This window comes from Salinibacterium sp. NK8237 (assembly GCF_015864955.1).
Lineage (GTDB): Bacteria > Actinomycetota > Actinomycetes > Actinomycetales > Microbacteriaceae > Rhodoglobus.
In genome coordinates this window covers 841,160-867,225 of the sequence record NZ_JADYWE010000001.1, presented here as the reverse complement: position 1 = coordinate 867,225, position 26,066 = coordinate 841,160, and the positions used below count along the sequence as shown (strand labels likewise).

25 protein-coding genes and 1 tRNA gene are annotated in these 26,066 nt (G+C 60.8%); 14 read left to right on the top strand and 12 right to left on the bottom strand.

Going from position 1 to position 26,066, the window contains the following annotated elements:
- Window positions 1–510, bottom strand: a complete 510-nt coding sequence (locus tag I6E56_RS04190) for a tripartite tricarboxylate transporter TctB family protein (protein WP_197136250.1) — start codon at window positions 508–510, stop codon at window positions 1–3.
- Window positions 507–1,580 (bottom strand): tripartite tricarboxylate transporter substrate binding protein, encoded by a 1,074-nt coding sequence (locus I6E56_RS04185; protein ID WP_197136249.1) that lies wholly within the window; start codon window positions 1,578–1,580, stop codon window positions 507–509. The genes I6E56_RS04190 and I6E56_RS04185 overlap by 4 nt, the downstream gene beginning before the upstream one ends.
- 160 nt (window positions 1,581–1,740) lie before the next feature.
- On the opposite strand from I6E56_RS04185, the gene I6E56_RS04180 reads away from it, so the two are divergent.
- Window positions 1,741–2,550: an IclR family transcriptional regulator gene (locus I6E56_RS04180; RefSeq protein ID WP_197136248.1), complete on the top strand. Its 810-nt coding sequence runs from the start codon at window positions 1,741–1,743 to the stop codon at window positions 2,548–2,550.
- A gap of 91 nt (window positions 2,551–2,641) precedes the next feature.
- Window positions 2,642–3,403, top strand: coding sequence for a ribonuclease activity regulator RraA (locus I6E56_RS04175; RefSeq protein ID WP_197136247.1), 762 nt, complete (start codon window positions 2,642–2,644; stop codon window positions 3,401–3,403).
- An 11-nt stretch (window positions 3,404–3,414) separates the two neighbouring features.
- Here I6E56_RS04175 and I6E56_RS04170 read toward each other — a convergent pair whose 3' ends face one another.
- Complete coding sequence (locus tag I6E56_RS04170) at window positions 3,415–4,101, bottom strand: GntR family transcriptional regulator (protein WP_197136246.1); 687 nt, start codon at window positions 4,099–4,101, stop codon at window positions 3,415–3,417.
- Between the two features lie 101 nt (window positions 4,102–4,202).
- Here I6E56_RS04170 and I6E56_RS04165 point away from each other — a divergent pair, with 101 nt between their 5' ends.
- Together I6E56_RS04165 and I6E56_RS04160 are read left to right on the top strand one after the other, a co-directional pair.
- Window positions 4,203–5,762 (top strand): aldehyde dehydrogenase (NADP(+)), encoded by a 1,560-nt coding sequence (locus tag I6E56_RS04165; RefSeq protein ID WP_197136244.1) that lies wholly within the window; start codon window positions 4,203–4,205, stop codon window positions 5,760–5,762.
- 113 nt (window positions 5,763–5,875) lie between these two features.
- Window positions 5,876–6,640 (top strand): SDR family NAD(P)-dependent oxidoreductase, encoded by a 765-nt coding sequence (locus I6E56_RS04160; protein WP_197136242.1) that lies wholly within the window; start codon window positions 5,876–5,878, stop codon window positions 6,638–6,640.
- A gap of 77 nt (window positions 6,641–6,717) precedes the next feature.
- Here I6E56_RS04160 and I6E56_RS04155 read toward each other — a convergent pair whose 3' ends face one another.
- Entirely contained in the window at window positions 6,718–8,367 is a 1,650-nt protein-coding gene (locus tag I6E56_RS04155) for a DUF5671 domain-containing protein (RefSeq protein ID WP_197136240.1), read from the bottom strand.
- Window positions 8,364–8,822, bottom strand: a complete 459-nt coding sequence (locus tag I6E56_RS04150) for a hypothetical protein (protein WP_197136238.1) — start codon at window positions 8,820–8,822, stop codon at window positions 8,364–8,366. Before I6E56_RS04150 ends, I6E56_RS04155 begins: the two co-directional genes overlap by 4 nt.
- A gap of 113 nt (window positions 8,823–8,935) precedes the next feature.
- Between I6E56_RS04150 and I6E56_RS04145 the strand changes: the two genes are divergently transcribed.
- Window positions 8,936–9,568 carry a hypothetical protein gene (locus tag I6E56_RS04145; RefSeq protein WP_197136236.1) on the top strand — a complete coding sequence of 211 codons (633 nt, stop codon included), beginning with the start codon at window positions 8,936–8,938 and terminating at the stop codon, window positions 9,566–9,568.
- 1 nt (window position 9,569) lies between these two features.
- Here I6E56_RS04145 and I6E56_RS04140 read toward each other — a convergent pair whose 3' ends face one another.
- Entirely contained in the window at window positions 9,570–11,267 is a 1,698-nt protein-coding gene (locus I6E56_RS04140) for a sodium:proton antiporter (RefSeq protein ID WP_197136235.1), read from the bottom strand.
- Between the two features lie 151 nt (window positions 11,268–11,418).
- Here I6E56_RS04140 and I6E56_RS04135 point away from each other — a divergent pair, with 151 nt between their 5' ends.
- The 4 genes from I6E56_RS04135 to I6E56_RS04120 all read left to right on the top strand — a co-directional run bounded on the left by I6E56_RS04135 (window position 11,419) and on the right by I6E56_RS04120 (window position 16,067).
- Entirely contained in the window at window positions 11,419–12,594 is a 1,176-nt protein-coding gene (locus I6E56_RS04135; RefSeq protein ID WP_197136234.1) for an ABC transporter substrate-binding protein, read from the top strand.
- Between the two features lie 76 nt (window positions 12,595–12,670).
- The gene (locus tag I6E56_RS04130) at window positions 12,671–13,546 is read left to right on the top strand and encodes a branched-chain amino acid ABC transporter permease (RefSeq protein WP_197106114.1); all 876 of its coding nucleotides are present in this window, start codon (window positions 12,671–12,673) and stop codon (window positions 13,544–13,546) included.
- 2 nt (window positions 13,547–13,548) lie between these two features.
- On the top strand, window positions 13,549–15,354 hold the full coding sequence (locus tag I6E56_RS04125; RefSeq protein WP_307842758.1) for a branched-chain amino acid ABC transporter ATP-binding protein/permease: 1,806 nt from the start codon (window positions 13,549–13,551) through the stop codon (window positions 15,352–15,354).
- A complete protein-coding gene (locus I6E56_RS04120; protein WP_197136233.1) occupies window positions 15,351–16,067 on the top strand; it encodes an ABC transporter ATP-binding protein in 717 nt (238 codons plus the stop codon). Before I6E56_RS04125 ends, I6E56_RS04120 begins: the two co-directional genes overlap by 4 nt.
- A gap of 101 nt (window positions 16,068–16,168) precedes the next feature.
- On the opposite strand, the gene I6E56_RS04115 is transcribed toward I6E56_RS04120, so the two are convergent.
- The 3 genes from I6E56_RS04115 to I6E56_RS04105 form a co-directional block, all read right to left on the bottom strand.
- A complete protein-coding gene (locus I6E56_RS04115; protein ID WP_197136232.1) occupies window positions 16,169–17,863 on the bottom strand; it encodes an MDR family MFS transporter in 1,695 nt (564 codons plus the stop codon).
- On the bottom strand, window positions 17,860–18,486 hold the full coding sequence (locus I6E56_RS04110) for a TetR/AcrR family transcriptional regulator (RefSeq protein WP_197136231.1): 627 nt from the start codon (window positions 18,484–18,486) through the stop codon (window positions 17,860–17,862). The genes I6E56_RS04115 and I6E56_RS04110 overlap by 4 nt, the downstream gene beginning before the upstream one ends.
- A gap of 74 nt (window positions 18,487–18,560) precedes the next feature.
- Window positions 18,561–19,196, bottom strand: coding sequence for an MBL fold metallo-hydrolase (locus I6E56_RS04105; RefSeq protein WP_197136230.1), 636 nt, complete (start codon window positions 19,194–19,196; stop codon window positions 18,561–18,563).
- 56 nt (window positions 19,197–19,252) lie between these two features.
- Here I6E56_RS04105 and I6E56_RS04100 point away from each other — a divergent pair, with 56 nt between their 5' ends.
- Window positions 19,253–20,185: a diacylglycerol kinase family protein gene (locus I6E56_RS04100; protein WP_197136228.1), complete on the top strand. Its 933-nt coding sequence runs from the start codon at window positions 19,253–19,255 to the stop codon at window positions 20,183–20,185.
- Window positions 20,186–20,215: 30 nt separating this feature from the next.
- Here the strand turns inward: I6E56_RS04100 and I6E56_RS04095 are convergent, their stop codons facing one another.
- Window positions 20,216–20,683 (bottom strand): hypothetical protein, encoded by a 468-nt coding sequence (locus tag I6E56_RS04095; protein WP_197136226.1) that lies wholly within the window; start codon window positions 20,681–20,683, stop codon window positions 20,216–20,218.
- Between the two features lie 80 nt (window positions 20,684–20,763).
- Here I6E56_RS04095 and I6E56_RS04090 point away from each other — a divergent pair.
- Window positions 20,764–20,836, top strand: a tRNA-Glu gene (locus I6E56_RS04090).
- Between the two features lie 464 nt (window positions 20,837–21,300).
- Here the strand turns inward: I6E56_RS04090 and I6E56_RS04085 are convergent.
- Window positions 21,301–22,122, bottom strand: coding sequence for an alpha/beta fold hydrolase (locus tag I6E56_RS04085; protein WP_197136224.1), 822 nt, complete (start codon window positions 22,120–22,122; stop codon window positions 21,301–21,303).
- Between the two features lie 150 nt (window positions 22,123–22,272).
- Here I6E56_RS04085 and I6E56_RS04080 point away from each other — a divergent pair, with 150 nt between their 5' ends.
- Both I6E56_RS04080 and I6E56_RS04075 read left to right on the top strand, forming a co-directional pair.
- Window positions 22,273–23,133, top strand: a complete 861-nt coding sequence (locus I6E56_RS04080) for a helix-turn-helix domain-containing protein (RefSeq protein ID WP_197136222.1) — start codon at window positions 22,273–22,275, stop codon at window positions 23,131–23,133.
- Between the two features lie 65 nt (window positions 23,134–23,198).
- Window positions 23,199–23,762 (top strand): hypothetical protein, encoded by a 564-nt coding sequence (locus I6E56_RS04075; RefSeq protein WP_197136220.1) that lies wholly within the window; start codon window positions 23,199–23,201, stop codon window positions 23,760–23,762.
- A 22-nt stretch (window positions 23,763–23,784) separates the two neighbouring features.
- Here the strand turns inward: I6E56_RS04075 and I6E56_RS04070 are convergent, their stop codons facing one another.
- Window positions 23,785–24,654: a helix-turn-helix transcriptional regulator gene (locus tag I6E56_RS04070; protein WP_197136219.1), complete on the bottom strand. Its 870-nt coding sequence runs from the start codon at window positions 24,652–24,654 to the stop codon at window positions 23,785–23,787.
- A 160-nt stretch (window positions 24,655–24,814) separates the two neighbouring features.
- Between I6E56_RS04070 and I6E56_RS04065 the strand changes: the two genes are divergently transcribed.
- The gene (locus I6E56_RS04065; RefSeq protein ID WP_231606235.1) at window positions 24,815–26,059 is read left to right on the top strand and encodes an acyl-CoA dehydrogenase family protein; all 1,245 of its coding nucleotides are present in this window, start codon (window positions 24,815–24,817) and stop codon (window positions 26,057–26,059) included.
- Window positions 26,060–26,066 lie beyond the last annotated feature (7 nt).

The following is a 26,066-nucleotide window of genomic DNA, read 5'->3' as shown; positions in this document are numbered from 1 at the left end:
CTAACCCCAGAATCCGAGTGGAAGCGGCACGAGAAGTACCTTGTTGAAGATCAGCCAGACCACGAGCGTGGTGAGTACGCCGGCCGTAATGGCGACCCACCACTTCGTGCCGAGTCGGAAGATCAGTCCGACCGTCATCACACTGACGGTCGTGAGAAAACCGAGGAAGTCGACGGCGAGAAGATAGAAGATGACCGCACCGATGATGAGCCCGGCATTGATCCACCTGCTCCAGACGACAGCTTCGCCCTTTTCTTTCGCCGGTCGAACCGTCTTGCGGGCTTTGAACCACCGCCCCAGAAGCAGCACGCCCATGAGAATCATGAGCCCGCCAATAATGCCGGGGAAGAGCGAGGGGCCGAGCTCTCCGCTCGGCAGTGTGGGGTAATCGCGAACGGCGAGAAGGATGGCCGAGCCGAAAACAACTACGACCACGCCACTGGCGAGGTCGTAGCTGTTTTCGGGCTTGCCCACCGACTCCTCTACCTCCGGAGCGGTGTCGAAAGTCATCCGGTCAGTCCTGCTGCTTCCATGATCGTTCCCTTAGCTTCATCCTCGTTGACGATGAACTCAGTAAACGCGGCTGTGTCCTTGCCGTCAACGCCGAATCCGGCAGTCGTCATGAATTCGACGTACTCGTCGCTCTCCACGATGTCGGCAACCTGGCATTCGAGTTCAGCAACGATGTCTTCGTCCATTCCGGCGGGGCCAGAAACTCCACGCCAGGAACCCATCGAGAAGTCGATTCCGACCTCCTTGAGAGTCGGAACGTCGGGGTAGTTCGGGTCGCGCTCTTCGCCCATAATGGCGAGCGGGCGAGCTTCGCCGGCACCGATCATCGTGGCGTTCTCAGCGAGGCTGGCGAACGTGACATCAATACCGCCAGCAGCGAGCTCTTGAAGGGCGGGGGCGGAACCAGCGCTCGGTACCCAACGGATGTCGTTGACATCCATGCCAGCTTCAAGGAGCATTCCGGCGCGAGCTAGGTCCCAAATTCCGCCAATGGCTGTTCCCGAGCCGACGATGTCGCCGGGGTTAGCGCGGGCATCATCGAGAAGGTCTTCGATCGTGTCCCACGGGGCGTCAGCGGCAACCGTGATGCCAGAGGGGTCAGAGTTGACCTGAGCGATCGGGGTGATGTCTTCGTAGCTGAGGTCGGTGAGACCCTGCCAGTGCATCATGGTGATTTCCACCGTGGTCATACCGATCACGGAGCCGTCGGCGTTGCCGTTAGCGATGGCCGTGTGACCGATAACGCCACCACCGCCGTCACGGTTGACGACGTTGACGGGAACTCCCAAACGGTCAGACAACTGAATTCCGACGAAGCGAGAGACGCTGTCGGTGCCTCCGCCGGCAGCCCACGGCACGATGAATTCGATCGCACCGCTCGGGTACGTCGACGAAATGTCACACGCATCACCCGAACTGCCCGCGGCAGAATCAGTAGAAGTTTCGCCGGACTGCGCACAGCCACTGACGAGAAGTCCCGCGGAGACGGCTATGGCGAGTCCCGAAACCCTGACGCGACGCGAAGGCTTGTGCAAGAGCCCGCTAGAGGCGATTTTTGACATCGACATTGATATCCAACCAATCATTGTTGTTAATTCACGTTCATGCTTGTGAACGCCGAAGATACCACACAACATCGGTCGCTGTCTTTAAATCCTCTCTCGCGGTCGTTCGACACGGTGTCGCAACAATGCGCGGCAACGAGTTCACATCTGTAAACTCCGGAACATGCAACTCCAGCCCACGGTATCCACAGCTCATTCGGTGAAGTCTGCCGACCGAGCACTGGCGATAGTCGACCTCGTCGCGGCAAAGGGATTCGTCAGCTTCACTGAGATCCTCACCTCGCTCGGCTTGCCGCGCTCAAGTGCCCACGGTCTGTTGAACACTCTGCAGAAGTCGGGCTGGCTCGAACATGACCCGTCAACCCGGCAGTATTCGCTCGGTTTGAGGGCATGGCAAGTCGGCCAGATGTACACCGGTCACAATCACATTGCGAATGCCGCCAAGCCCGTGCTCGACCAGCTCGCGACCGCTCTGGGGGAGACCGTTCAATTGGCTCGCTTAGACGGTGTCGATAGCGCGTACTTCGCGATTAGCCAGCATTCCAGCGAGGGCGCGCTCTTCGGTTCGTCGGTGGGAATCCGGCTGGCTGCCCACGCCACAGCGCCAGGAATCGCGCTACTGAGCAACCTGGAGCCGGAGGAAGCGGGGAGGCGTCTGGCGGCGATCCCGGAACCTCGTCTGATCAACAAGACCGTGATCGACTTGCCTGCTTTGCGGGAGCGAATCGCTGTCGCGAAAAAGCGCGGCTATGCCGTCGACGATGAAGAGTATCTCGCCGGTTCGCGCAGTGTTGCGGTGCCGTTGACGAGCGCTACCGGTGGGGTCAATTCGGCAATTTCAGTCACGATGCCGGCGTCGCGCACGAGCTCGCAGTGGCCAACGGATGTCGTGCGTGCGCTGGTCGATGCCGCCCACGAAGTGCGGGCTCGACTCGGAGCCAAAGAGCCGGGCATCACCGTTCCTCAACCCTGATCGAGCAGCCCACCTCCGCTGTTCAGTAGAACGACATCTTGGTATATCGGTATACTGAGCCCGGATGTCGGCCTAATGGAGGGTTTTGAGAATGCACACCAATTCAGCGAATCGCAATGAATTCGGGAAACCGCCGGAGGCAACCACCGCTCCTCTGAGCCCGGAGGCCACAGTCGCACTGGGCATTGTGAGCACTGCAACGATCACCACGCAGCTCATGGCGCGAGGGCTCCGCAACACGTATCTCGAAGGCCTAGAGTTTTCGAACCCGTCCCGACAGCGACTGCTGGGGGAGGCGTTCACGATGCGCTGTATTCCCGCGCGCGAAGACATTGACGTGCCGTCGATCTTTCAGGACTACGACCACCCCCAGCGCATCGGAGTTGAGTCCGTCAGCGAAGGCCAAGTGCTCGTGATTGACGCGCGCGGCAAAAAGCGAGCGGCCTCGATCGGGCACATCCTGGCTACCCGTCTCAAGCTTCGCGGCGCTGCCGGCATCGTGAGTGACGGCTCATTCCGCGACATGGTCGGCTTTGAAGAGCTCGACCTGCCCACGTTTTCGGCAGGCGCCTCGCCGACCACCAATCTTGCGCAACACCACGTGGTCGACTTTCAGATCCCCATCGCGTGCGCCGAAGTCGCCATCTATCCCGGCGACATCATGGTGGGCGACCGCGACGGCGTGGTGTGCATCCCGCGACACCTCGTCGAATCAGTGGCGCGCGACGCTCTCGAGCAAGAAAAGCTCGAGGAGTTCATTCTCACCAAAGTGGAAGATGGCAGCCCGCTGCGCGGCACCTACCCGCCCGACGAGGCGCTCCTCAAGAGCTACCATGAACTACTGCCGGGGTAGGAATGAACCCGTTACAGTCCGAGCTCGCGCTGCGTGACGCGGTCGATAGATGCGCCGATGTGGTCCTTCATGAGCTGGGCGGCCTTGGTGGCATCCCCGCTGCTCGCTGCGGCATAAATCGCTTCGTGCTCGCTGGCTTCAATCTCGCGTCGCGGCCAGTTCTCCCACAGCACGGCGGCGACGGCGAGAGCCGTGAGATCTTGCAAGCGATCGAGCGAATTGACGATGAACTCGTTCTCACTATTGGCATACATGCCGCGGTGAAAGCGGCGGTTGGCGAGCGCCGTCGACGCGTTGTCGTTTGCGGCGGCGAACGTGCGTGCATCGACCAGGGCCTGCCCGGCGACGGTAAATTCTCGTCCACTTCGTGCGGCGTCCAGAATGGCCCACGGCTCCAGCAGCACGCGCTCTTCGTAAATGTGGCGGATGTCAGTGAAGCTCAAGCGGCGAACCGAGATTCGTCGAGCTTGAACGTCCAACAAGCCCGAACGCTCGAGCACGATCAACGCTTCACGGACCGGTGTTTTCGAGACACCGAGCTGCTCGGCGATCTTGCGTTCGACGAGCACCTGACCGGGCTCCAGCGCCCCCGAAACGATCGCGGACCGAAGTGCGTCAATGATCTGATCTGTGCGCGTGGGACTGTCCGCCTGCGGAGGCAGCGGGGACGGAAACGTAGCGTCGAGCGACTGGGTCATGGAGGTCAGCCTAAACGAACACACGCGTGCGGCGGCAAATTAGGGCCGACTGGCGCTTCGTCGGCTCCCGCACACCAGCCAACAATCGACCCTGGAGAATCATGCTGACAACGACTAATCCCACCACTGGCATCACGCAGGACACCGATATTGAGCTGACCTCTGCGGCCGAGACAGCGGCACTGGCGGCATCCGCTCAGGCAGCGTTCGAGACTTTGAGAACGAGCAGCCGGGAATGGCGAGCAGGTCTGCTTGAAGCACTTGCCGACGGACTCGAAGAGCGCCGCACCGAACTCGTGGCCGTGGCGGATGCCGAAACGGGCCTCGGCGAGGGCCGTTTGAATGGCGAACTTGGTCGCTCTCAGTTTCAGTTCCGCCTCTTCGCCGAAGCACTCCGCGAAGGCAGCTACCTCGAAGCAACGATCGACTACGCGGGGGACACCCCGCTCGGTCACGGGCCGGAGCTGCGCCGCATGCTCATCCCGATCGGCCCCGTTGCCGTGTTCGGGTCGAGCAACTTTCCCTTCGCCTTTTCGGTAGTCGGCGGCGATACCGCCTCGGCGCTAGCAGCAGGCAACAGCGTTGTCATCAAGGCGCATAGCTCGCATCCGCTCACCTCGCGCTTGTCGTTCCGTACGCTGGCGGATGCCGCAACGCGCTACGGGGCCCCAGACGGCACCATCTCCATCATCTTTGGCACGCAATCCGGGCGTGATCTCGTGGCCGACCCGCACATCGCGGCGGTCGGTTTCACCGGCTCACTCGGAGCGGGAGAAGCACTGATGGAGATCATCGCCACCCGCGAAACGCCGATCCCGTTCTACGGCGAACTCAGCAGCCTCAATCCGCTCGTCATCACCGAAGCAGCAGCCGAGGAGCGCGGGGCGGCCATCGCCGAGGGCCTCTTCGGATCATTTACGTTGGGCGCCGGCCAGTTCTGCACCAAACCCGGTGTGGCACTGCTGCCGAGTGGACCGAGCGGCGATGCGATCCTCGACGGCCTCCGTGAGCGAACCACCGCGGCTGGAGGCCTGGTGCTGCTGAATAGTCGCATCTCGAGTTCGCTCACCGACATCCTCGGCCGGATCACGGGTGGCGGTAGCGCGCGAATCATCGCTGCAGGCACTAACGGTGATGCGGGCATCCGTGCGACGCCGACCCTGCTTGAAATTTCGGCGGATGACTTCACTGCAGCTACCGCAGAAGAAGCCTTCGGCCCCGTTCTCGTTGTGGTGCGCTACACCTCGCTTGAGCAGGTGTCCCGTGCCATCGACGTGATGCCCGGCTCGCTGACGGCCACTATCCATCACGGTCACGACGAACCTCAGGTGGTGCAGGAGCTGAGCGACAAGATCGCGCCGACCGTTGGCCGTCTCGTTTTCAACGGATTCCCGACCGGGGTGCGCGTGTCGTGGGCCCAGCACCACGGTGGCAATTGGCCGTCGACAAATTCGCAGCACAGCTCGGTTGGAGTGAGTGCGATCCGGCGATTCTTGCGACCGATCGCGTTTCAGGATGCGCCAGAAGCGGTGCTGCCCGAGGAACTTCGCGAGAACTACACCGCGATTCCCCGCCGCATCGATGGCGTTCTAGTTCTTGCCAGTGACAGAACACGCTCGCTGGGGCACACTGGCAGCGGTGAGCAAAACGCCATCGTGTAGCCTTGTTATACCGATATACCACGCCGTATTCGCCTGATTTTTGTACGTCAATTGCACCCGTGTGAGCGCACAGCTTCGCCCACGCGACCCGAAGTTCAAGAGAAAGAGACACCATGCAGATCAACCTCAGCGGACGCCGCGCACTCGTCACAGGATCAGGTCAAGGAATCGGTGCCGCAATCGCGCTCGGCCTCGCTCAAGCGGGCGCCGACGTTGTCGTGCACTATGCCAATAGCAAGGATGCAGCCGCCGACGTCGTGGCCCAGATCGTCGCCCTCGGCCGCACTTCGGTCGCGGTGCAGGGTGACCTCACCGACTCTGCCCAGGCAACAGCCGTCGTGGACGCCGCTGCGGAAGCTCTTGGTGGCCTCGACATCATCGTTAACAATGCGGGGAACCTCGTGGGCCGTCACACCATCGCCGAGATGAGCGATGACCACTGGCACCAGGTGATGGATGTCAACGCCACGAGCGGGTTCTTCGTCTCTCGGGCTGCGATCCCGTACCTGACGCAGTCGAGCGCCGGCCGCGTCATTATGATGTCGTCGCTTGCTTCTGAAAATGGTGGTGGCGCCGGTGCTGTTGCTTACGCGACCGCGAAGTCAGCAATCGTTGGCTTCACTCGGGGCCTCGCGAAAGAGCTTGCCCCGTCGAACATCACCGTCAATGCGCTCGCGCCCGGTTTCATCGGTGACACTCCGTTCCACAACAACTTCACGCCCAGCAGCGCGCAGCCCGGAATCATCGCCGGTGTGCCGTTGGGGCGCGCGGGAACCGTGGAAGACGTCGCTGGCGTCACCACATTCCTTGCGTCTGATCTGTCGTCGTACGTGACGGGGCAGGTTCTCGACATCAACGGTGGGCTGAACTTCCGCTAACCACCGGTTCGGGCTTAGCCGACTATCGCTTCAGCTGGCTAGCGCTTCGGCTGACTACCGCTTCAGCTAGCGACGCTTCAGCCCTTCAGGGGGATGACCGCAATCTTGCCCTTAGCGCCCGCCACGACGAGAACGTTGCTGGCCTCGATTCCGTCGAGGGCGGCAACGATTTCCGCGCTGCCGGGCTCAAGCGGCGAGGCCGTTGCGCGCTGAAGAACCGTCACGCGGGCTCCGGTTGCGGCACGCACGGCATCCACAAGCTCGGCGTTGTCGTGGGAGGCCACGAGCGTGACGTGACTGATTCGACGAACGACCTCTTCAGTGACGCTGGAGGCGCGGTCGCGTTGCCAAATCGCGAAATGGTAGGCGGCAACGAGGAGGGTGGCCGTGAGCAGCCCAAGGGCTTGACGTGAACGCTCAACAAAGCTTTCACCGCTGCCACCATCGAGCAAGAACGAGAACAGCTGAAAGCCGATCACGAGCAACGTGATGAGCGCCACGAGTGCGCTGAGGCCAAAAATGATCACCAAATAGACGCGGCGCCCTGGAGCGGAAACGCGCTCAGGGAGTGACGCCTGCAGTGGCTTCCATAACATCCACCACAGCACGCCGCCCACTATCAGAGCGCTGAGACCGCTCAGCAGCAGACTGCGGATGTTCCCCTCAATAAGCGAATTGCTCGAGGTAGCGAGCAGCGCATTCACCATCACACCAACACCTGACGCCGCGTACGCCAGCGAAACACCGGCACTCGCAAGCCGCGTAGCTGAACGCACCCCGGCGGAACGTCCGGCGACAACACGAGCGTGATAAACCAGCACGAGAGCACCGACGACCGCGTTAGCAATTGCGATTCCGAGAGACTCGAGCGTGACAGCGAAAGGCTGCGTCGACGCCGTTACCAGCTCAAGAATGGCGGTGAGCGCGACCATGATGCCCGCAGCGAAGACCGCAATGGACGCGATTCCCGCAATGAAGACGAGCAGCACATTCGAGAAACCCTGAGCCTGCTCCCGCACGCCAACACGGAACCAATGCCACCACCACAACAGCGCACCGCCGACGGCCCATACGAGCCCCTGCAACACCAGCTGCCACACCGGATCGCTGATCACGACTGAGCCGAGTGCAGCATCAACCGCAGAATCGATTAGTTGGCTAAGAGCCCACACCACACCACCGGCAGCGTAAGTCAGGCCAACGAGGGACGCGATTGCGGGGGCTGCACCCGGCAGTCGGGTCGGTGCCTTGCTAGGGTGTCGCCACATCCAGTAATGCCACAGCCACACCAGTGCCCACACGATACCCACAGCGAGCCCGTACGGCTGCCAGCCATTCACAAAAGCTTCCGCTGCCCACGTGAAGAGCGCAATTGTCGACACCAGCAGAGCCACCGTCGACATGATCGTGAGATAAACAGGCCACATGACGGATGCCCGGTCGCGGGTCATCGTTGCGTCCCGCCAGATCAACCACCACAGCACCGCGGCAAGAGGGCCAGCGATCAGGGCAGAAGCCAACGAGGTCGCCAAGCCATAGTTATCAAAACTGACCTCGAGGCGGTTAGCCGAAAACAGTCGATCGAGAAGGCCGCTGACACCACTCGCCGCGATGATCACGGTCGTTGCGAGCAGAAGGTAGGTGATGACGCGACGCACCGTTTGCACGCCGCCGACCGCCGGAATCACGTTGGGCGGGGGAGTGGGAGTCGATCTCATCGAGCTCATTCGCCTATTCCTTGGTTGTAGCACAGGGTCAGATCCCACGGAGTTGTTTCAATCCGCCACGTTCTACTCTCGAGAACGAGGGTGAATACTTCCTCAGAAACGTAGCCGGAGCCGCCGAAGTCACCGCTGCCGCGTTCCATCGAGACTCGCACCACCGCGGTGTCCTCGTTGATGGTTGTCGAAATGACGGTCATCCGCAGCCCCTGAATCGTGTTCAGGTCGGCGCTCTCGCAATTCTCTCGCAGCTCGGTCGACAAAAAATCGCGTGCCGCCGAATAGTCGCTCTCAACAACAGCCAGCGAGTATGACTGCACGACACCCTCAGGTGTCGTGGGGTCTATTTCTGAAGCGCCGCCCCGAGTGAACACCACCACGAGCGCAATCACCACGATTGCGGCGATGACGGAAAGGATCACGATGAGCGTGCGATCGGGGCGTGCAGTGGTTGGTTCCATGACGCCAGCATGCGCCAAAAGTGACGCTTAGTCCATACTCAACAATGCTCACGATCGCGTCACCCGCTCGTCAACACTGTTGTGGCGATTCTAGGGAATGCTACGTTTCATCCATGTCAGTAGCAGTCGAGTCATTTTATGTCGGCGGCGTTAAGTCGGGCGCCTTGCTTCGCCGCCTGAACGCGGACCGCATCACCACGCTGCTGGCATTTCAGAGTCCAGACGGGCCTCTCATCCAGCTTGAGCAAACGACGTGGTTCGCGCCATCTCCTTTGGAGTGGACCAAATTCCGTTTCACTGACCACCTCGCGGGAGTCGAGACCGAGAGCACCCGCGAAAAGTGGCTGGAGAGCCAACAAAACACGCTCAATGCTGAGTTCGGCGAAGCGATCCCCAGCTATCTAGCGCACGTGCTCCTCGCCTCCTTTCTCCAGTCACGTGCAGAGAGCCGTGACTTCGGGCAGTTCGCAGAGGGAGCCCCCGACACTGTCGTCGCTGCACAGTTCATTCGCGGTGCGACCGAAGAGATTCAGGTGGGAAGCAACTCAATCGCAGCGCAGAAAGTGTCACTTGTGTTGGACGGTCACGTGACAAACACCTTCTGGGCTGATGGGCAGAGCATCCTCAAATCGGATTGGAATGGGGCCGAGTCGTATCCAGCACCCACCCTTGATGATGCGCTTGACGGTCTCAGTACGCCCATCGTCGAGATGGTGACCGCGTTCACGCACGCTGTCGCCGAATAGATCAGGCGGTTGGCTTGCCGCGCATCTCGAGCGCGATCTGAGACGCGTCGAGATTCGCCAACGCATTCTCCAACAGGTCGGCATCAAAAATGCCGTTATCGCGCGCGTCGAGCAGAGCCGTGCGCTGAGCATCAATGACCGCCAGTCGGTGGCGTTTCTCGTCATCAAAATCAGCGTCCAGCGGTGCGTAGGCGTCATCGCTATCAACGACAGCACCGTTAACATCCAGCCGCGGCGGGATGGTGCTCGCGCTTGCTTTCAGGAGGGCAAAGAGGCGGGTGCGTTCTTCCTGTGCTCGCTCCGCGACCGCTACCTGATCGACCTTCGGCGAGATCCGTCGCACGACTGCGCCAATCGTGCCACCTTGAACGAGCAGTGACATTGCTGCCACCGCAAACGCAATCAAAATGAGGGTCGAACGCTGAGGAGTGTCAGAGGGCAGCGTCTGAGCCGCAGCCACCGTGATCGCGCCGCGCATGCCAGCCCACACCACGGTGGTGCCCTCGCGCCAACCCAAGGGTTCACGCCGAAAGTACTCGATATCGGCCAGCGACCGAGTGACTAGACCTGTCACGCGTTGAAGATAGCGTTCCGATCGTGCCGGATTGTGTTTGCTGCCGCGCTCTGCCGCATCCTGAATGTCCTTCGGTGCATTCAGCCGCTCTTGCACCACCTCCATTCGCGACTTCATTGACTCGTGCCGTTTCGAACGGCGGGCCAAGAACGCGAGAAGGGGAGCGACATACGCTGCACGCACCACGACTGTGATCACGAGAGCCCCGGCCGCGATCAGCACCGCATTTCTTATTCCTGCATCATCGTTTTCGACATCCGTCAGAATGGCCGAAATCTGAAGACCCATCATCAAGAAAATCGCGCCCTCAAGAACGAGCTCGATCATGCGCCAGTTCTGAGTGTCCGAAAGCCGATTCTGGGGCGAGAACAATCGTGGTGCCCGGATGCCGGTCACAATTCCTGCAACAACAGCGGCGACCAGTCCCGAGGCACCCAATAACTCGGCAGGCACCGACGCAATAAAGGGAACCGTGAACGAGATCGCCGTGTTGACGGTGGGATCAGTAATGCGTTTGCGAACAACAAGGTTCAGCCACCCAACCGCACCACCAATGACGAGGGCGATCAGGACCGAATAGGAGAAGGAGCCAACCGCACCCCAAAAGGAGAACGTTGCTGCTGTCGCCACAATCGCGGCCCGCAGCAGCGCAAGGGCAGTCGCATCGTTCAGCAAGCTTTCGCCATCGAGCATGGCGATAACCCGCTTCGAGACTGGTGTCTTCTTGATGATGGATGCCGCGACGGCATCCGTGGGGCTCACGATGGCGCCCAAGGCGACCCCCCACGCAAACCCGAGCCCCGGAATCACGAGCATGAAGAACACGCCAAGGATGAGCGCAGTGCCCACAACTAGCACCACGGACAGCCCGCCGATGGCCCCAAACTCCCGCCGGAAGTTCATGGTCGGCAGGGACACCGCTGCCGAATACAGCAATGGCGGAAGGATGCCCTGAAGAATCAGCTCAGGATCAATCTGCACCGAATCGAATGCTGGCAAGAGGCTTGCCGCAACACCAATGGCAACAAGAACGAGGGGTGAAGCAACTCCGAAGCGAGGGCCGAGGAGAGTCGCAGAGGCAATCACGATGAGCGCGACCACGATCACGATAAGCAGTTCGGTCATTTGCTGAGCCTTTCAGTGAAAATTGTCGAAAAGCTGACAACCCGAATGCGAGGCTGGTGTTTCGGGGGCAAGCGCGGAAAAGCTAGACTCACACAGGTGAGTTTGCCTAGGTGTTAGGTGGCTCATGCACCTTGGCCAAGGAGGTCCACTTATGAAAAGTAAACTGTTTTCCGCCGCTGTCTGCGGTTCCACCCTATTGCTTGCTCTTACCGCCTGCAGCGCTGCCGGAGAGTCGGGATCGACCGCTAGCGGCGAATTGACCGGGACCGGTACTGGTGCAGAATGCGTCATCGATTCTGCAATTCCCATCGGTGCTTCCTTTAGCCTCACCGGTGCCGCTGCCCAGTACGGCGCTGGTCAGAAGAATGCACTCGAACTTGCGGTCAAGACTCTCAACGAGGTTGGCGGCGTCACGTACGACCTCACTGTCGAGGACGACGCGACCGACCCCAAGGAAGCCATCCAGGTCTTCGATAGCTTCATTAGCGCTGGCGCTAGTGTCATCATCGGCCCGACGCTGTCGAACACGGCAAAGCAAACAGACCCGATCGCGCAGGACGCTGGCGTTCCCGTTCTCGGTGTGTCCAACACTGCAGCGGGCATCACCGAGATCGGTGACTACATTTTCCGCGACTCCCTCACTGAAGATGCCGTCATCCCGCAGACCGTCAAGGCTGCTGTTGACAGTCTCGGTGTGCAGAAAGTCGTTGTCATGTACGCCAACGACGATGCGTTCACCGAATCTGGCTACCAAGCCTTCGCTGCCGCTCTCGAAGATCAGAATGTTGAAGTAGCTGACACTCTCACCTTCTCGAAGGCAGACACCGACTTCCGTGCCCTCCTTAACAAGGCAAAGCAGTCTGACGCCGACGCGATCATCGTTTCTGGTCTCATCGATGCCGCAGTGCCGCTCGTGACCCAGGCCCGTGAAATCGGAATCGACACCCCCATCATCGGCGGAAACGGCTTCAACTCGCCCGCACTCATCGAAGGTGCTGGCGATGCTGCAGAAGGCGTCATCGTGGGAGCCGCGTGGAACTCTGCTTCAGACAACGAGCAGAACGTGAAGTTCATTGAGGACTACACCGCGGCCTACAGCTCGGCTCCCGACCAGTTCGCCGCTCAGGCGTACGCCGGCATGCAGATCATCGACGAAGCAGTGCGCTCAGAATGCTCCGGCGAGCGTGACGGAATCCAGGCTGGCCTTGGCGCCATCACCGATGTTCCTACCGTTCTCGGTAATGTGACCCTGAACGCGAACCGCGACGCCGAACACGACGCTCTCGTGCAGATCGTTCAAGACGGCGAATTCGTCATCCTGAACTAGCGTCTCCGCACCGCCAATACATGCACGTTGCGTGCCGCCTCCGGGCGGCACGCAACTACAGACAGGGACATTACCAATGCAGCTCTTTTTGGACGGGATCTTTCTCGGCTCGATCTACGCGTTGTTCGCTATCGGGTTCACCCTGGTATTTGGCATCCTCGACCGGCTGAACCTAGCCCACGCCGCGGTTTTCACCGCTGGTGCCCTCGTCGGTATCGAGATCGTCACGGTCTTCGGGGTGCCGATCTGGCTGCTCATCCCCATCGTGCTGGTGGTTGGTGCGATCCTCGGCATTGCGATCGAACGCATCGCATTCAGGCCGCTCGCCGGTCGCCACGATGCGCACTTCGCGGGGCTCATCTCTTCGATCGCCTTCGGCGCGATCATCCTCTCTCTATTGCAGGCGCTGTACGGGGCCGATACCCGGCGTTTTCCCGCGGATGCCTTTCCCACTACGCGCGTGGAAATCTTCGGCGCGACAGTGTCTCTGCTTCAAGTCGTCATCCTCATCATTAGTGTCTCGCTCATGGTCGTTCTCACCTGGCTCGTTGCGAAATCCAAGCTGGGTCGAGGGATGCGCACGATCGCCGAGAACCCGCACGCCGCCGCTGTGCTCGGCCTCAACGTGGGCCGCATCAGCAGCACAACCTTCGCTCTCTCGTCTGCGCTCGGCGCGGTTGCCGGTGTGTTGTTCACTCTGAACGTGAACGCTGCATCCCTCGGCATCGGTCATGCCGTTGAGCTCAAAGCCCTCGCAGTGATCATTGTCGGCGGAATGGGATCCCTGCCGGGAGCACTCGTCGGTGGTCTGATCCTGGGTCTTGCCGAAGTGCTCGCCGTCAACTACATCGGCAGCTCATGGCGAGACATGGTGGCGTTCGGGCTTCTGTTCCTCATCCTCATACTTCGACCGCAGGGCCTCTTCGGCGCTCGCAAGACGCGGGAGGTCTAATCGTGATCGCGGAATACTCGTCACTCATCACCCTGATCGCCCTCACGGCGATTCTCGCCTATAGCTTCTATGCCGTGCTCATCGCCGGCCAGTTGAGCTTGGCGCAGGTAGGGCTCGCCTCGTTGGCGGCCTTTACCTCGGCGCTTGTCGTACCCTCCGAGCCACTGTTTGGTTTCATCCCGCCACTCGTCATCGGCATCGTGTTCGGCATGATTGTCGGCGCCTTCGCCGCGTTTATCTTGGGCCTGCCCGTCATCCGCCTCCGTGGAGTGTTTCTGGCCATCGCCACTCTCGCCTTCGGCGAAATGGTGCGGATTTTTCTCATCAACCAGACGTGGACGAACGGTGCGCAAGGGCTGAGCTTCGCCAAGCTCGTTGGCCCCGGCGTCGCCTGGATCGCGTTGATCGTCGTGGCGTACTGGTTCTGGCGCCTGTCTGGTTCCCGCCTCGGACGCGCCTTTGCCGCAATTCGCGAAGACGAACTTGCCGCAACCACCATGGGCATCGACGTTCCTCGGTACCGGATGGCGTCATTCGTGATTGCCGGAGCAGTTGCGGGCCTCTATGGTGTGCTTCTCGCGCACTTCTCCCGGTTCGCTGACCCGAACGAGTTCTCGTTCACCGCTGCCGTCGATGGGCTTGTCACCGCCGTTGTCGGTGGAGTCACTCTCTTCATCGGTCCGATCCTCGGCTCAGCGTTCCTGAGCGCGCTTCCCGAGATCCAGCGCGTCATCGGGATCGACGCCGGTTGGATCCGCCCGACGATCTCCGGTGTGCTCCTGCTCGTCGTGATCCTCTTTCTTCCCGGTGGCCTCTCGGGGCTTATCCCGGTGCGAAAATCAGCCAAGCGTCTGAACGTTGATCCGTCGTTCCAGCCTGAGTTGCCAGCCCTGCCGGCTGCCGGTTCCGAACTGGTAAGCCTGAGCGGCCTCGGCAAGTCCTACGGGGGAGTGCACGCCGTGCAGTCTGTCGATCTCACGGTCAAGGCCGGAGAGGTCCTCGGCCTTATCGGCCCGAACGGTGCTGGCAAGACCACTCTGGTGAATATGGTGACCGGCCTCACGCCGCCCACCTCCGGCAGCGGAACCGTGCTCGGCGTGCCGCTCACCGTGAACACGAAAGCGCATCGTTTGGCCCAGGCCGGAGTGGCGCGCACCTTCCAGCAGATCAAGCTCTTCAACCGCCTCTCGGCGCTAGAGAACGTTCTTGTCGGCGGCTATCGCATGACTCAAGACACGCTGCTGCGCCGTCTACTGTTCCTGCCCTCGGCGCGTCGCCTCGAACGCGAAGCCATCGCGATGGCCTCGGCCCAGCTGGTCCGCGTGGGCCTCGGCGACAAAGCCGCCAACGCGGCCGGAGACCTCTCCTACGGCGATCAGCGACGCTTGGAGATCGCTCGTGCGCTCGCGTCGCATCCGTCGCTCCTCGTGCTCGATGAGCCCGCGGCCGGAATGAACCACGTCGAAGCAGCAAGCCTGTCTGAACTGATTCGCTCGCTCGCCGCTGACGGAATCGCCGTGCTCGTTATCGAACACAATGTGCGGATGATGCTGGCCACGTGTGACCGCATCATGGTGCTGAACTTTGGCGAGATCATCGCCTTCGGAGCGCCGAGCGAGATCGCTCGGGACCCGCGCGTGCTCGAGGCCTACCTCGGCTCAGCGGGCTCCGATGAAGACGAGGAAGCGGCATCCGTGCTCGCCGCCGAAACCCTCGCCCACGTTGTCGATGATCGGGCAGCCGAGCATCCTGAGCATGATGCCAGCACGGCAACCGACGGCGCGATCAACCCGGAGGAGAACCGATGAGCGACCCGATCCTGAGTGTCACGGGCCTGCAGGTTAACTATGGGCGAGTGGAGGCCGTGCGCGACGTGTCTTTCGAGGTGCCGGTTGGCTCCCTTGTTACGCTCGTCGGCGCCAACGGCGCAGGTAAGACGTCGGTGCTGAACGCGGTCTCTGGACTGCTGCGCCCCCGCCAGGGAGTCATCACTTTCGAGGGCACAGACATCACCAAATGGCCAGCGCACCGCCTCGTCAAGGCCGGCCTCGTGCAGGTTCCTGAGGGGCGCGAAATTTTGGGCACCCTCACGGTTGCCGAGAACCTCACTTTGGGTGGCTGGCACCGCAGCAACAGTGCGATGCACTCAAAAGTGGCCGAAGTCTACGAACGATTCCCCGTGTTGTTTGAGCGTCGCAAGCTGCATGCCGGCGCGCTATCGGGTGGAGAGCAGCAGATGCTGGCGATTGCTCGCGCTCTGATTGCCGAACCGAAAATTCTGCTCCTCGATGAACCATCGATGGGGCTGGCACCCAAGATTGTCGACGAAGTGTTTACCGTGATCGAGGAGATCCGACAGACCGGCACCACTGTCGTTCTTGTCGAACAGAACGCCCGCCGTGCCCTCGCCGCCGCTGACTACGGGTACGTCCTCGAGACCGGCGAAGTGTCGCACTCTGGTCCCGCGCACGAACTACTTGCTGACGAGAAGGTCATTGAGGCCTACCTCGGCCTCGACTAGGCAGACAGCGAAAGACCCGCAACACTCCCGTCCGTTGTGTGGCGGGGTGCTGCGGGCCTAGTCGCGCAGTGGGGCGACCTAGGTGGTCGCCGCCACGAGAACTACGGCTGACTGCGGATGATCGAAATTGGCCCCGACTGGTCGCTCGCTGTCGTCAGTTGGTGCGAAGCGGCATCCGTTGCCTCCGCTTTGGTATCGTCGCTGTCATTGTCGTCCCCGGGCACGTTGAGCGATTCCGTGGCTTCTCCGCGGTCGATGCTGGTGGCCAACGGAACCTCTTTGAGGAACATCAGCAGCACGGCTGAGAGCAGAACCAGCGGCACCATGTAGAGGAACACCGGTGCCAGCGAATCGTTGTAGGAGCTGACGATGATCTCGCGCAGTGCATCCGGAAGATCGCGCACAGCAGCCGGCGTCAATGAGTTGGTGTCGCCGGTGGCACCAGCGGCACTAGCCGGAAGGCGAGTGCTCAGCAGATCGGTGAGACGAGCAACAAACAGGCTGCCGACAACTGCGGTGCCGATTGAGGCACCAATCTGGCGGAAGTAGTTGTTGGATGCCGTAGCGGTGCCGACCTGCGAGTTGGGGAACGTGTTCTGAACGATAAGCACCAGAATTTGCATGCTCATGCCGATACCGAGACCCATCACGGCGAGGTACGAGCAGAGAATCCAGAGTGGGAGGTCAGGCGTCATGGTGGAGAGCAACGCCAAACCGGTAGCGAGAACAAATGCGCCCGTAATCGGTAGCCACTTGTAGCGACCGGTGCGACTGACCAGTTGGCCCGCCGTTACCGAACTCAGAAGAAGCGCCCCCATCATCGGAATCATCAAGAATCCGGCCTGGGTCGCATTCACACCCGTCACCATCTGCAAGTACGTCGGCATGTAGGCGAGGGCGCCGAACATGGCGATACCGGTAATCAGACCGGATGCCGTAGTGAGAACAAAGTTGCGTTCCTTGAACATGCCCATGGGCATGATCGGCTCGGCGGCGGAGCGCTCCACCATTACGAAGGAGAAGGCAGCGACCACGGCGATGATGATCAGCGAGATGATGAGCAGCGAATCCCAGTCGTACTGTGTGCCACCCCAGGTTGTCGTGAGAACAACCGCTGCCGAAGCAATGGCGAGCAACACCATGCCGGCGACATCGATGGTCGGCTTTCGCTTGTTGTGTTTCGGGAGCTTGAGCAGGGTGACGGCAGCGAGGATCGCTAGGGCACCGAGCGGGAGGTTCATCCAGAACGCCCAACGCCATCCGATTGACTCAGTGAACCAACCACCGAGTAGTGGCCCGGCGACGCTCGCGAGAGCAAATACGCCACCGATCGCGCCCATGTAACGGCCACGCTCGCGCGCGGGAATCACATCGGCAATGATCGCCTGCGACAAAATCATGAGGCCACCGCCGCCGAGACCTTGAACGGCGCGGCCGACGATCAGCCAGGTCATGTCGGGGGCGAGCCCGCCGACAACAGAGCCAATCATGAAGATAGAAATTGCTCCGATGAACAGGCCCTTGCGACCAATGAGGTCACCGAGTTTTCCGTAGACGGGCATCATGATGGTCGCAGCCAGGATGTAGGCAGTCGTGACCCACAGCATGTGGTTCACGCCATCGAGCTCTCCCACAATGGTGGGGAGTGCGGTGCTGAAGATGGTTTGGTCGAGAGCTGAGAGCAGCATCGTCACCATGAGACCAACGAACAGCAACAGGATGCTGCGCTTCGTAGCGGGATCGTTGAAGGATTCGGGAGTGACGTCGGCGACGGGTGGTTCGTTGGTGGTTGTCATTGAAGTGTGTTCAGTGTTTCTCGTGTAAGTCCGATCGCGCGAAGGTACATGGAGTCGATGTCGGCGGTAGCGCCGGCAGCAATCCATTCCTTGACCGCGATTCGAACGGATGCGACGCAAGTGGCTACGGCAATTTCGGCGACGTGTTCGGGGTCGCGGGGGAGCGTAGTTTCTCGCTTGTTGAGGAATTGGACGACGGCAGCAGCCATCGTGCTGTTCAGTTGCGTGAATTGGTGAATCTGTCTGCTCAACAAACGCGGGTGTTCTTGAACAAGAGCCATCCGCTGTGTTTTGAGCTGAGTTCGTGCGGCCATCGGGCCAAAGATGTGGAACATGGTGGAGACGATCGCAACGACCAAATCATCGGTTTCTGCGCGGGCGACTCCAGCGTCGATTGCTCGCTGAACTTCTCCCATGTCTTGAGTTCCGAGGATGGCATCCTCTTTGCTCTCGAAATAGTTGAAGAAGGTGCGCGGCGAAATATCTGCACGGTCGCTGATCATGTCGACCGTGGCGCCATCAAGCCCTTCAGCCGTGACGATTTCGACCGCGGCAGTTTCGATGCGCAGTCGCGTTTCGATTCGTTTGCGGTCGCGGAGACCGAGGGCAGGAGTATCAGGCACTCAGCAATAATTGCAGAGACTGCAAAAATGCACAACTGCAAAAAGCTGGGAGAGTGCTTAGAGCTCCACGCTGACTAGAGCGTGATGGATTCGCCCGGCTGCAGAACCGTCAGTTCGCCACCGTAGCCAGCCATGGCATCCGTAATTCTGGCGGCCGAGAGGGCAAGTCCCTTGTCGGAGAGCACGGCATCGTGCGTCTGAATCGCACGCTTCGGGGCCAGCTCGGTCACGTAATCCATGACCTCACTGATCTTCAGCCACGGCGCACCAGCCGGGATAGCGGCGCTCACCACAGGCTTGGGTGGCACGGTGAAGGAGTCGCCGCCGTACCAAAACTCGCCGTTTACGAGCACTCCGAGGTTGTCGATCATGGGGATCGAGGGATGGATGACGGCATGCTCGCCGCCGAAGAACTCCAGTGTCCAGGCCCCCACGGTTTCGCTCGCGCCGTCAACGACGGTCGTGATGTTCCAGTTAGTGGCAGCGGCCGTGACACCGGCAGGGCCGAAGATGGGCGCGTCGGGATTGTTGTCGAGAAGGCGCGCAAGGTGTTCGTCGGTCCAGTGGTCGGGGTGTTGGTGAGTGATCACGATGGCGGTCACGTTGTCGAGCACCGGAAGTGGCTCGGTAAACCCACCGGGGTCAATGACGAGGCGTTCATTATGGTGTTCGAGAACGAGGCAGGCATGCTCATACTTGGTGACCTTCATGGTTCGACCTTAAGCGTGTGGTGCACTCAATGCGAGACTGTGCGACATACTGAAGTGTGGAGTCGATCAAACCGCTGCGTCTTGTTGTCGCGATCAATCCCACAGCATCGTTTGGCCGTGGCAAAAATGTGGGTCCTCGAGCTGTCGAAGCGCTTCGTGCGCTCGGGCATGACGTGACTGCCCTGGAACAGCCCAACTTCGCTCTGCTGTTGAAGCGCGGACGAAAAGCTGTCGCTAAAAAGCCGGACGCTTTGCTCGTTGTTGGCGGCGACGGAATGGTCAACTTGGGTACAAATCTGGTGGCCAAGACGAAGGTTCCGTTGGGAATCATCCCCTCGGGCACCGGCAATGACATGGCGCGCGGGCTCGGCATCCCGCTTTCTGATGTGGATGCCGCTGTCGCGAGTATTGTGCGCGGCCTCGCGAGGCCGATGCGAGCCATCGACGCCGGCCGGGTGACCTACATGGACGACGCCACCGGTTCCGCTGCCACTCGTTGGTTTGCGTGCGTGCTTTCAGCGGGGTTCGACGCGATCGTCAACGAGCGTGCGAACCTCATGTCGTGGCCGCGCGGCGCGAGCCGCTACACCATTGCGCTTCTGATCGAATTGCTGCGGTTGCGCCCCATCCATTACAAGCTCACCCTCGATGACACGGTCATCGAAACTTCGGGAGCTCTTATCAGTGTGGGAAACAACGTTTCGCTTGGTGGCGGCATGAAGGTGACGCCTGATGCGATTCTGGATGACGGCCTCGCCGACGTTCTCGTCGTTGAAGCGTTGTCGCGGTTGGCTTTCTTACGCGTCTTTCCGCGCGTCTTCAGTGGCAAGCACCTGACTGACCCGCGCGTGACGGTGTATCGGGCGAAAAACATTCGTATCGAATCTGACGACATCATGGCGTACGCCGATGGTGAGCGCTTCGCCGCGCTGCCCATCGATATCAAGATGGTTGCGGGAGTGCTGAATATTCTGGACCAGCGGCCCTAGCGCGGCACGGTTTTTCTTTGTGTTGTGCGCTTAGGCTGGCGGCGTCGCGGCGTCGGTGGCAATGCAGGCGTAGTCCGTAACGAGCACGTCGTCGTCGGTGGAGTGTTCGGAGATGATGAATTCTTGGTCGGGGCGCGCTGCGCCATCAGCCACTGTCTCTTTGAACGCGCTAAAGGTTTCGGAGCACGCTGACGACACGGCATTCTGTAGTCCGCCAGCTTCAGAGATGGCGCTCTTTTCGAGCTCGCCCTTACCGATCACAATGTGAGTGTGCTCTGTTGTGCAAGGGGTCACTTCGGCTTCGCTGAGGTCGCTGCCGTCCACAAAGGTGAAGCAGTCATCGACAAGCAGTTGAGTGGAACCGATCACGGCCGGCTCGAGTACCTGGCCGTCGTCGCCGCGAGGAACTTCGGGAGAGAGAAGCGAACATCCCGTAAGGGCAACGGCGGCTGCGACGGTGATAAAAGTGGTGGCGGCAGCGCGCGTAAAAGCAGTCAAGAATGATCCAGTGATAATAAATCGGCAGAAGTGGGAAAAGTAGCCCAAAAGGTGTGGCATACTTTTCTAGTTGTTGTGACGGCCCCATCGTACAGAGGCCTAGTACGCCGCCCTCTCACGGCGGTAACGCGGGTTCGAATCCCGCTGGGGTCACAGTAGCAAAATCCCGGTCTTGTTCGTGTGAACAAGATCGGGATTTCGTCGTTAACGGGACACCCAATTCAGGGGGCGAATCCGCCGTGATCGTGCGGTACCGCGGTACCGCGGAAGTCAGCGTTGAGCTGGCTGGGGAGAACCGTCCGGCCACCGAGGGCCTTGCTTCGTGATGAATTCTCGTTACGGTGGAGGGGTGCCTAACTCCAGCGCAGTCGGGATGTGATGCAAATGTTTATGGGCAGCAACGGTCAGTGGGTTCGTGCCCGCAACGAGGCCGGAGCCAAACTCTTTCTTCAAGAAAAACAAATGGAGGCCGAACGTCACGCAGCCTCTCGGGCTCGCTCCCGAGCATTCTGGAAGCGAACCCGTCGACGGGTGCGTGAGTCGTGGCAACGTTGGCGAGCTAAGCGCCAATCACGCTGAACGCCAATCACGCACAGCGCCGATCACACTGAACGTGCTTACTCCGCGATGAACTCGAGGATGTCGCGGCCGAGTTGCTCCTGGTAGTCGCCGTAGATGCCGTGGGGCGCTCCCGCGTACACCTTGAGTGTTCCGTGCTTCACGAGCGCTGCGGCCTTGTGGGCGGCATCGTCGATGGGCACAATCTGATCGTCGTCGCCGTGCGCGAGCAGGATAGGAACATCCATTGCCTTGAGGTCTTCGGTGAAGTCGGTTTCAGAGAATGCCTTCACGCAATCGTAGGCAGCGGCCAGATTGACGTTCATGCCCTGACGCCAAAACTCGCGCTTAGCGCCCTCTGACACGGCGGAGCCTTCACGGTTGGCGCCGAAGAATGCCTCGGTCAGATCAATGTAGAACTGCGACGCATCCTTCAATACACCCGCACGGATGCCATCAAAGGCTTCCATGGGCAAGCCATCGGGGTTGGTGTCGCTGACCACCATCTGCGGCGGCACGGCACCGGCAGTGATGACCTTCGCGACGCGGCCGTTGGCGTGCTGAGCGGCGTAGCGCACCACTTCACCGCCGCCTGTTGAGTGACCAATGACGACAAGGTTGCTGAGGTCGAGGTGTTCGACGAGCTCAGCGAGGTCGCGAGCATAGGTATCCATGTCGTTGCCGGTGTACGTCTTTGAGGAGCGACCGTGTCCGCGGCGATCGTGCGCGATAGCGCGGTAGCCGTTGTCGGCGAGCAGTTTGATTTCGACTTGCCAGGCATCCGAAGAGAGAGGCCAGCCGTGGCTCAGTAGTACCGGCTGACCGGCACCCTGATCGGTGTAGTAAATCTCGGTTCCATCGGAGGTGGTGAAGTAGGGCATTGCGGGTTCCTTTCAAGTGGTGGGGAGAACTCTGTCTCAGGCTAGAAAGCCAATCGCTGTCGCGCGTGCCCCCACGAGTCCTAGTCAGATACCCGCTGAGGCCCGCATCGGACTAGATTTACTAGTGCGGGAATTGGGAAAGGACCCCTCGTGGCCGATCAACAGGGTGCGCTTGGTGAGTACTTGTGCGCTCGCCGCGGAGTGCTCACGCCCGAGCAAGTAGGGTTGCCGGCTGACCCTCAGCGCCGTGTCGCCGGGCTACGTCGTGACGAAGTCGCCGCGCTCGCGGGCATCAGCCGCGAATACTACGTTCGGCTCGAACAGGGCCGAGATAATCGCCCGTCGATGCAAGTGATCAGTGCGCTCGCGCGAGCGCTTCAACTCGACGAATTTGCTGTCCGCTACCTCGTTCGGTTGGCAACACCTCAAGCGCCTCGACCGCAAGCAGCGGGGCCATTGCCTGATGCCATCACCGGCCGTCTGCTCGAACAGTGGCCAGATAGCCCCGCTCTCGTTCTCGACCCTAACCGCGACATTGTCGCCAGCAATTCACTGGCACGAGCTCTTGTTCCCGAGAGTTTTCAGGTCGGCATGAACCTCATGCTCAACACCTTCTTGCCTGGTGCTCGCACGCGGCATCCTGATTGGAGCGGTCTCGTCTCTGATCACGTTGCGGCGCTTCGCTTCTACAGTGATCCGACGGATCCGCGTCGGCAAGAGATCGTCGCTCAGCTGCTGCGTGAACAGCCTGAGTTTGCTCGCTGTTGGGCGCGCCATGACGCTCGACCGTTTAGCGACAGGACGTTTCGTGTGCCGATTGAGGGCGTCGGGGAAGTGGAACTCAACATCCAACTTTTCTCGCTGCCGGTGCATTTTGGCTACGAGCTGATGGTGGTTTTTCCCACCCCCGGATCGCCCGCCGCCTCCGCTCTCGCGTACCTCGCCGCTCGCGGTACTGGGCTAGGCGTTACCCCGACACGCTTTAGCGAGCCAGACGCACCAACGCGCTAAATCGCCGTGGTGGGTGGCCCCACCGGGGCTAGGCTGCCGCGACCGTCGCGCCCTACGGTGAGCACATGAACGAAGATCTCGATCCCGCCATTGCGCGCCAACGTGCTCTGGTGAGCGCGCACCTTAGGGACTGGCGCGAAGTGCCAGCGGTGCTGCTGGATCGGCATCTTGAGGTGCTCGCCTCGAACCCGCTCGCTCGAGCGCTCTCCGCCAGTTTTGAGAGGGGCGTGAACCTCGCTCGTTTCACCTTTCTCGAGCCCACTGTCGAGCGCAGCGGGGCATCCTTCACCGCGGCTGCAACCCAGATCGCCGGGATGCTCAACGACTCGCTTGCGCTTCATGAGGGCGACAGAGAATTTCGGGAGATAGTGGGTGAGCTCTCGGCCAAGAGTCACACGTTTTCCGAAGTGTGGGCGAAAGAGTCGATCGGAGCGCAGGTGACGGGCACCGTCAGCTTTACTGATACCCGCGTAGGCACGCTCGGCCTGGGCTATAGCCTCGTGAGAATCCCTGAAGACACCGACGACTATCTACTCGTGTTCTGCACGACCGATGATGCCGCGCAGTCGCAACTCGATTCACTGATAGCGCTCATTGCGCATAATTCTCCGTCTTGCGGTGAGGGCTGACGAGGCTCCACGCGAGAAGCAATTAGGCGCCAGGTGATAACTGGTCGGAACGGAAGCCGGATGCCCCGGGCCGTCGAATCGACACGAGGTACGCGATCGCGGCTGCAGCGTGAGTGTCGGGCTCGACTAGGTAGGTCACGAGATATTGGCCGGGAGCATTCGAGACTTCGAGGGCTTGCCACCGAAATTCGACCCAGCCGATGGGGTCAAGGAGCACGTGGAGTGTGCCTCCCGTATGAGGTCTCGCTTCGTGCCGTGCCCAAAATGGTCGAAAGCTTCGGTAGGTGGTCGACAAATAGCCGACAACCTCGTGCAGCCGCGGATCGTTGGGGTCGCTTGAGAATCGAAGTGCAGCGAGCATTTGGTTGAGAATGGACTCCCAGCCCTCCAGCACTGCAGCAGGCTGTTCCTCCTCGATCGCGCGGGCGTACCCGCCGAAGGCATCGATGAGTTGATTGTGCCCCGGTTGCACTTCGGGACTGAGGGCGCGCATCAACTGATTGGCGGCGAGCACATCATGGTTGCGATCAAAGAGGTAGGCGGGGGTGTGCGACCAGTAGTCGAGCAATCCCAGTACCGACTCCGACAGCGGATGCGAACGCATCGTTTGCGACCCCGGGCGCGCTAGTCGAAAGAAATAGTCGCGCGCATCGTCATCCAAGCGCAGCGCTCGCGCCAGCGCACTGAGCACTTGGTCGGAGGGGTGCTGATCGCGGCCCTGCTCGATACGCACGTAGTAATCGGCGCTGATGCCCGCGAGTTCGGCGACCTCTTCGCGACGGAGCCCAGACACTCGTCGGCCCGCCGTGGCGGGCAGCCCAACGTCGGCGGGCTGCAGCGAATCCCGACGCGCTCGCAGATAGCTGGCGAGCGGATTCGGCTCGTGGGCCATCGGGTCTCCTCGTGCTCTCGGCAGCGTGCTCAGTGCTGAATCTAGTACACGATTCGTAACAGAAAGTAGCGAGAAGACACATGCTCGACGTGTGTCCTGATGAGGCTCAAGATAGGGCTCACACCCCATCCGGAACCCTGACTCACAAAGGAAAGCGACCATGCCACATCTCACTGCCACACCCACTGCAATCGAGAATCGCTGGGCGGATAGCGCCCGCCCCACCACGCCAGAGGGCTGGCTTCAGCGCGCTCAAGAAGTGTCTGACATCCTCGCGGCAGATGCCGTTGAGCGAGATGTCGCCAACCAGCCGCCGCACGCCGAAGTGGCGCTTCTCAAGAGCTCAGGGCTCGTTACGCTGCTCGGGCCGACCGAGCATGGCGGCGGTGGGCAGGCGTGGGAGACCACCTACAAGGTCATCCGCACGATTGCGCGGGGTGACGGCTCAATCGGGCAACTGCTCGGCTACCACTACCTCTGGGCGTGGGCGGCGCGCCTCGTCGCCACCGACGAGCAGATCATCGCCGTAGAAAAGCACTACACCGAGAACAACTACCTCTTTGGTGGTGCGGTAAATCCACGCGATTCCGATTTGCTTGTCACCGATGAGGGTGACGAGATCGTTTTCACCGGCAACAAGTCGTTCTCCACAGGCGGTGTCGTTTCGGATCTCACCGTGCTCGAGGGCATCCTCGAAGGAACCGACACTCATGTTTTTGCGATCGTGCCGACCGACCAGCCAGCAATCGTGTTCAACGGCGACTGGGACAATCTGGGCCAACGACTGACCGAATCCGGCTCCGTGCAGATCAATGGCGTGCGCACCGGATGGTCGTCAGCCCTCGGGTTCGTGAACAAAGAGTTTCAGCCGCTCACCTACGGCACTCTCAATGTGCCAGCGATCCAGTTGGTCTTCGCGAATTTCTATCTCGGCATTGCGCAAGGAGCGATCGAAGCCGCGTCGTCGTACACGCGCACCAAGAGCCGCGCCTGGCCCTATGGCGGTGACAACAAAGCTCACGCGAGCGAGGAGTGGTACATCCTCGAAGGCTATGGCGAGTTGCAATCCAAGCTATGGGCGGATGAGGCCCTGCTCAATGCTGTTGGCGCCGAAATCAGTGCGGTGCTTCACGCGCCGCGCACCGAGCTCACCGAACGCCGCCGTGGGGAAATCGCCGTGCGCATTGCAGCCGGGAAGCTGCGCATCAGCGACGACGGCTTGGAGGTCGCAACGAAGGTGTTCGAGCTGACGGGTGCTCGGGCATCCGCCAACTCAGTGGGCCTCGATATTTTCTGGCGCAACCTGCGCACCCACAGCCTGCACGACCCGGCGCCGTACAAGAAGCGCGAAGTCGGTCAGTATGTGCTGCTCAACGAAGTGCCAGAACCAAGTTGGTACACCTAAGCAGCGT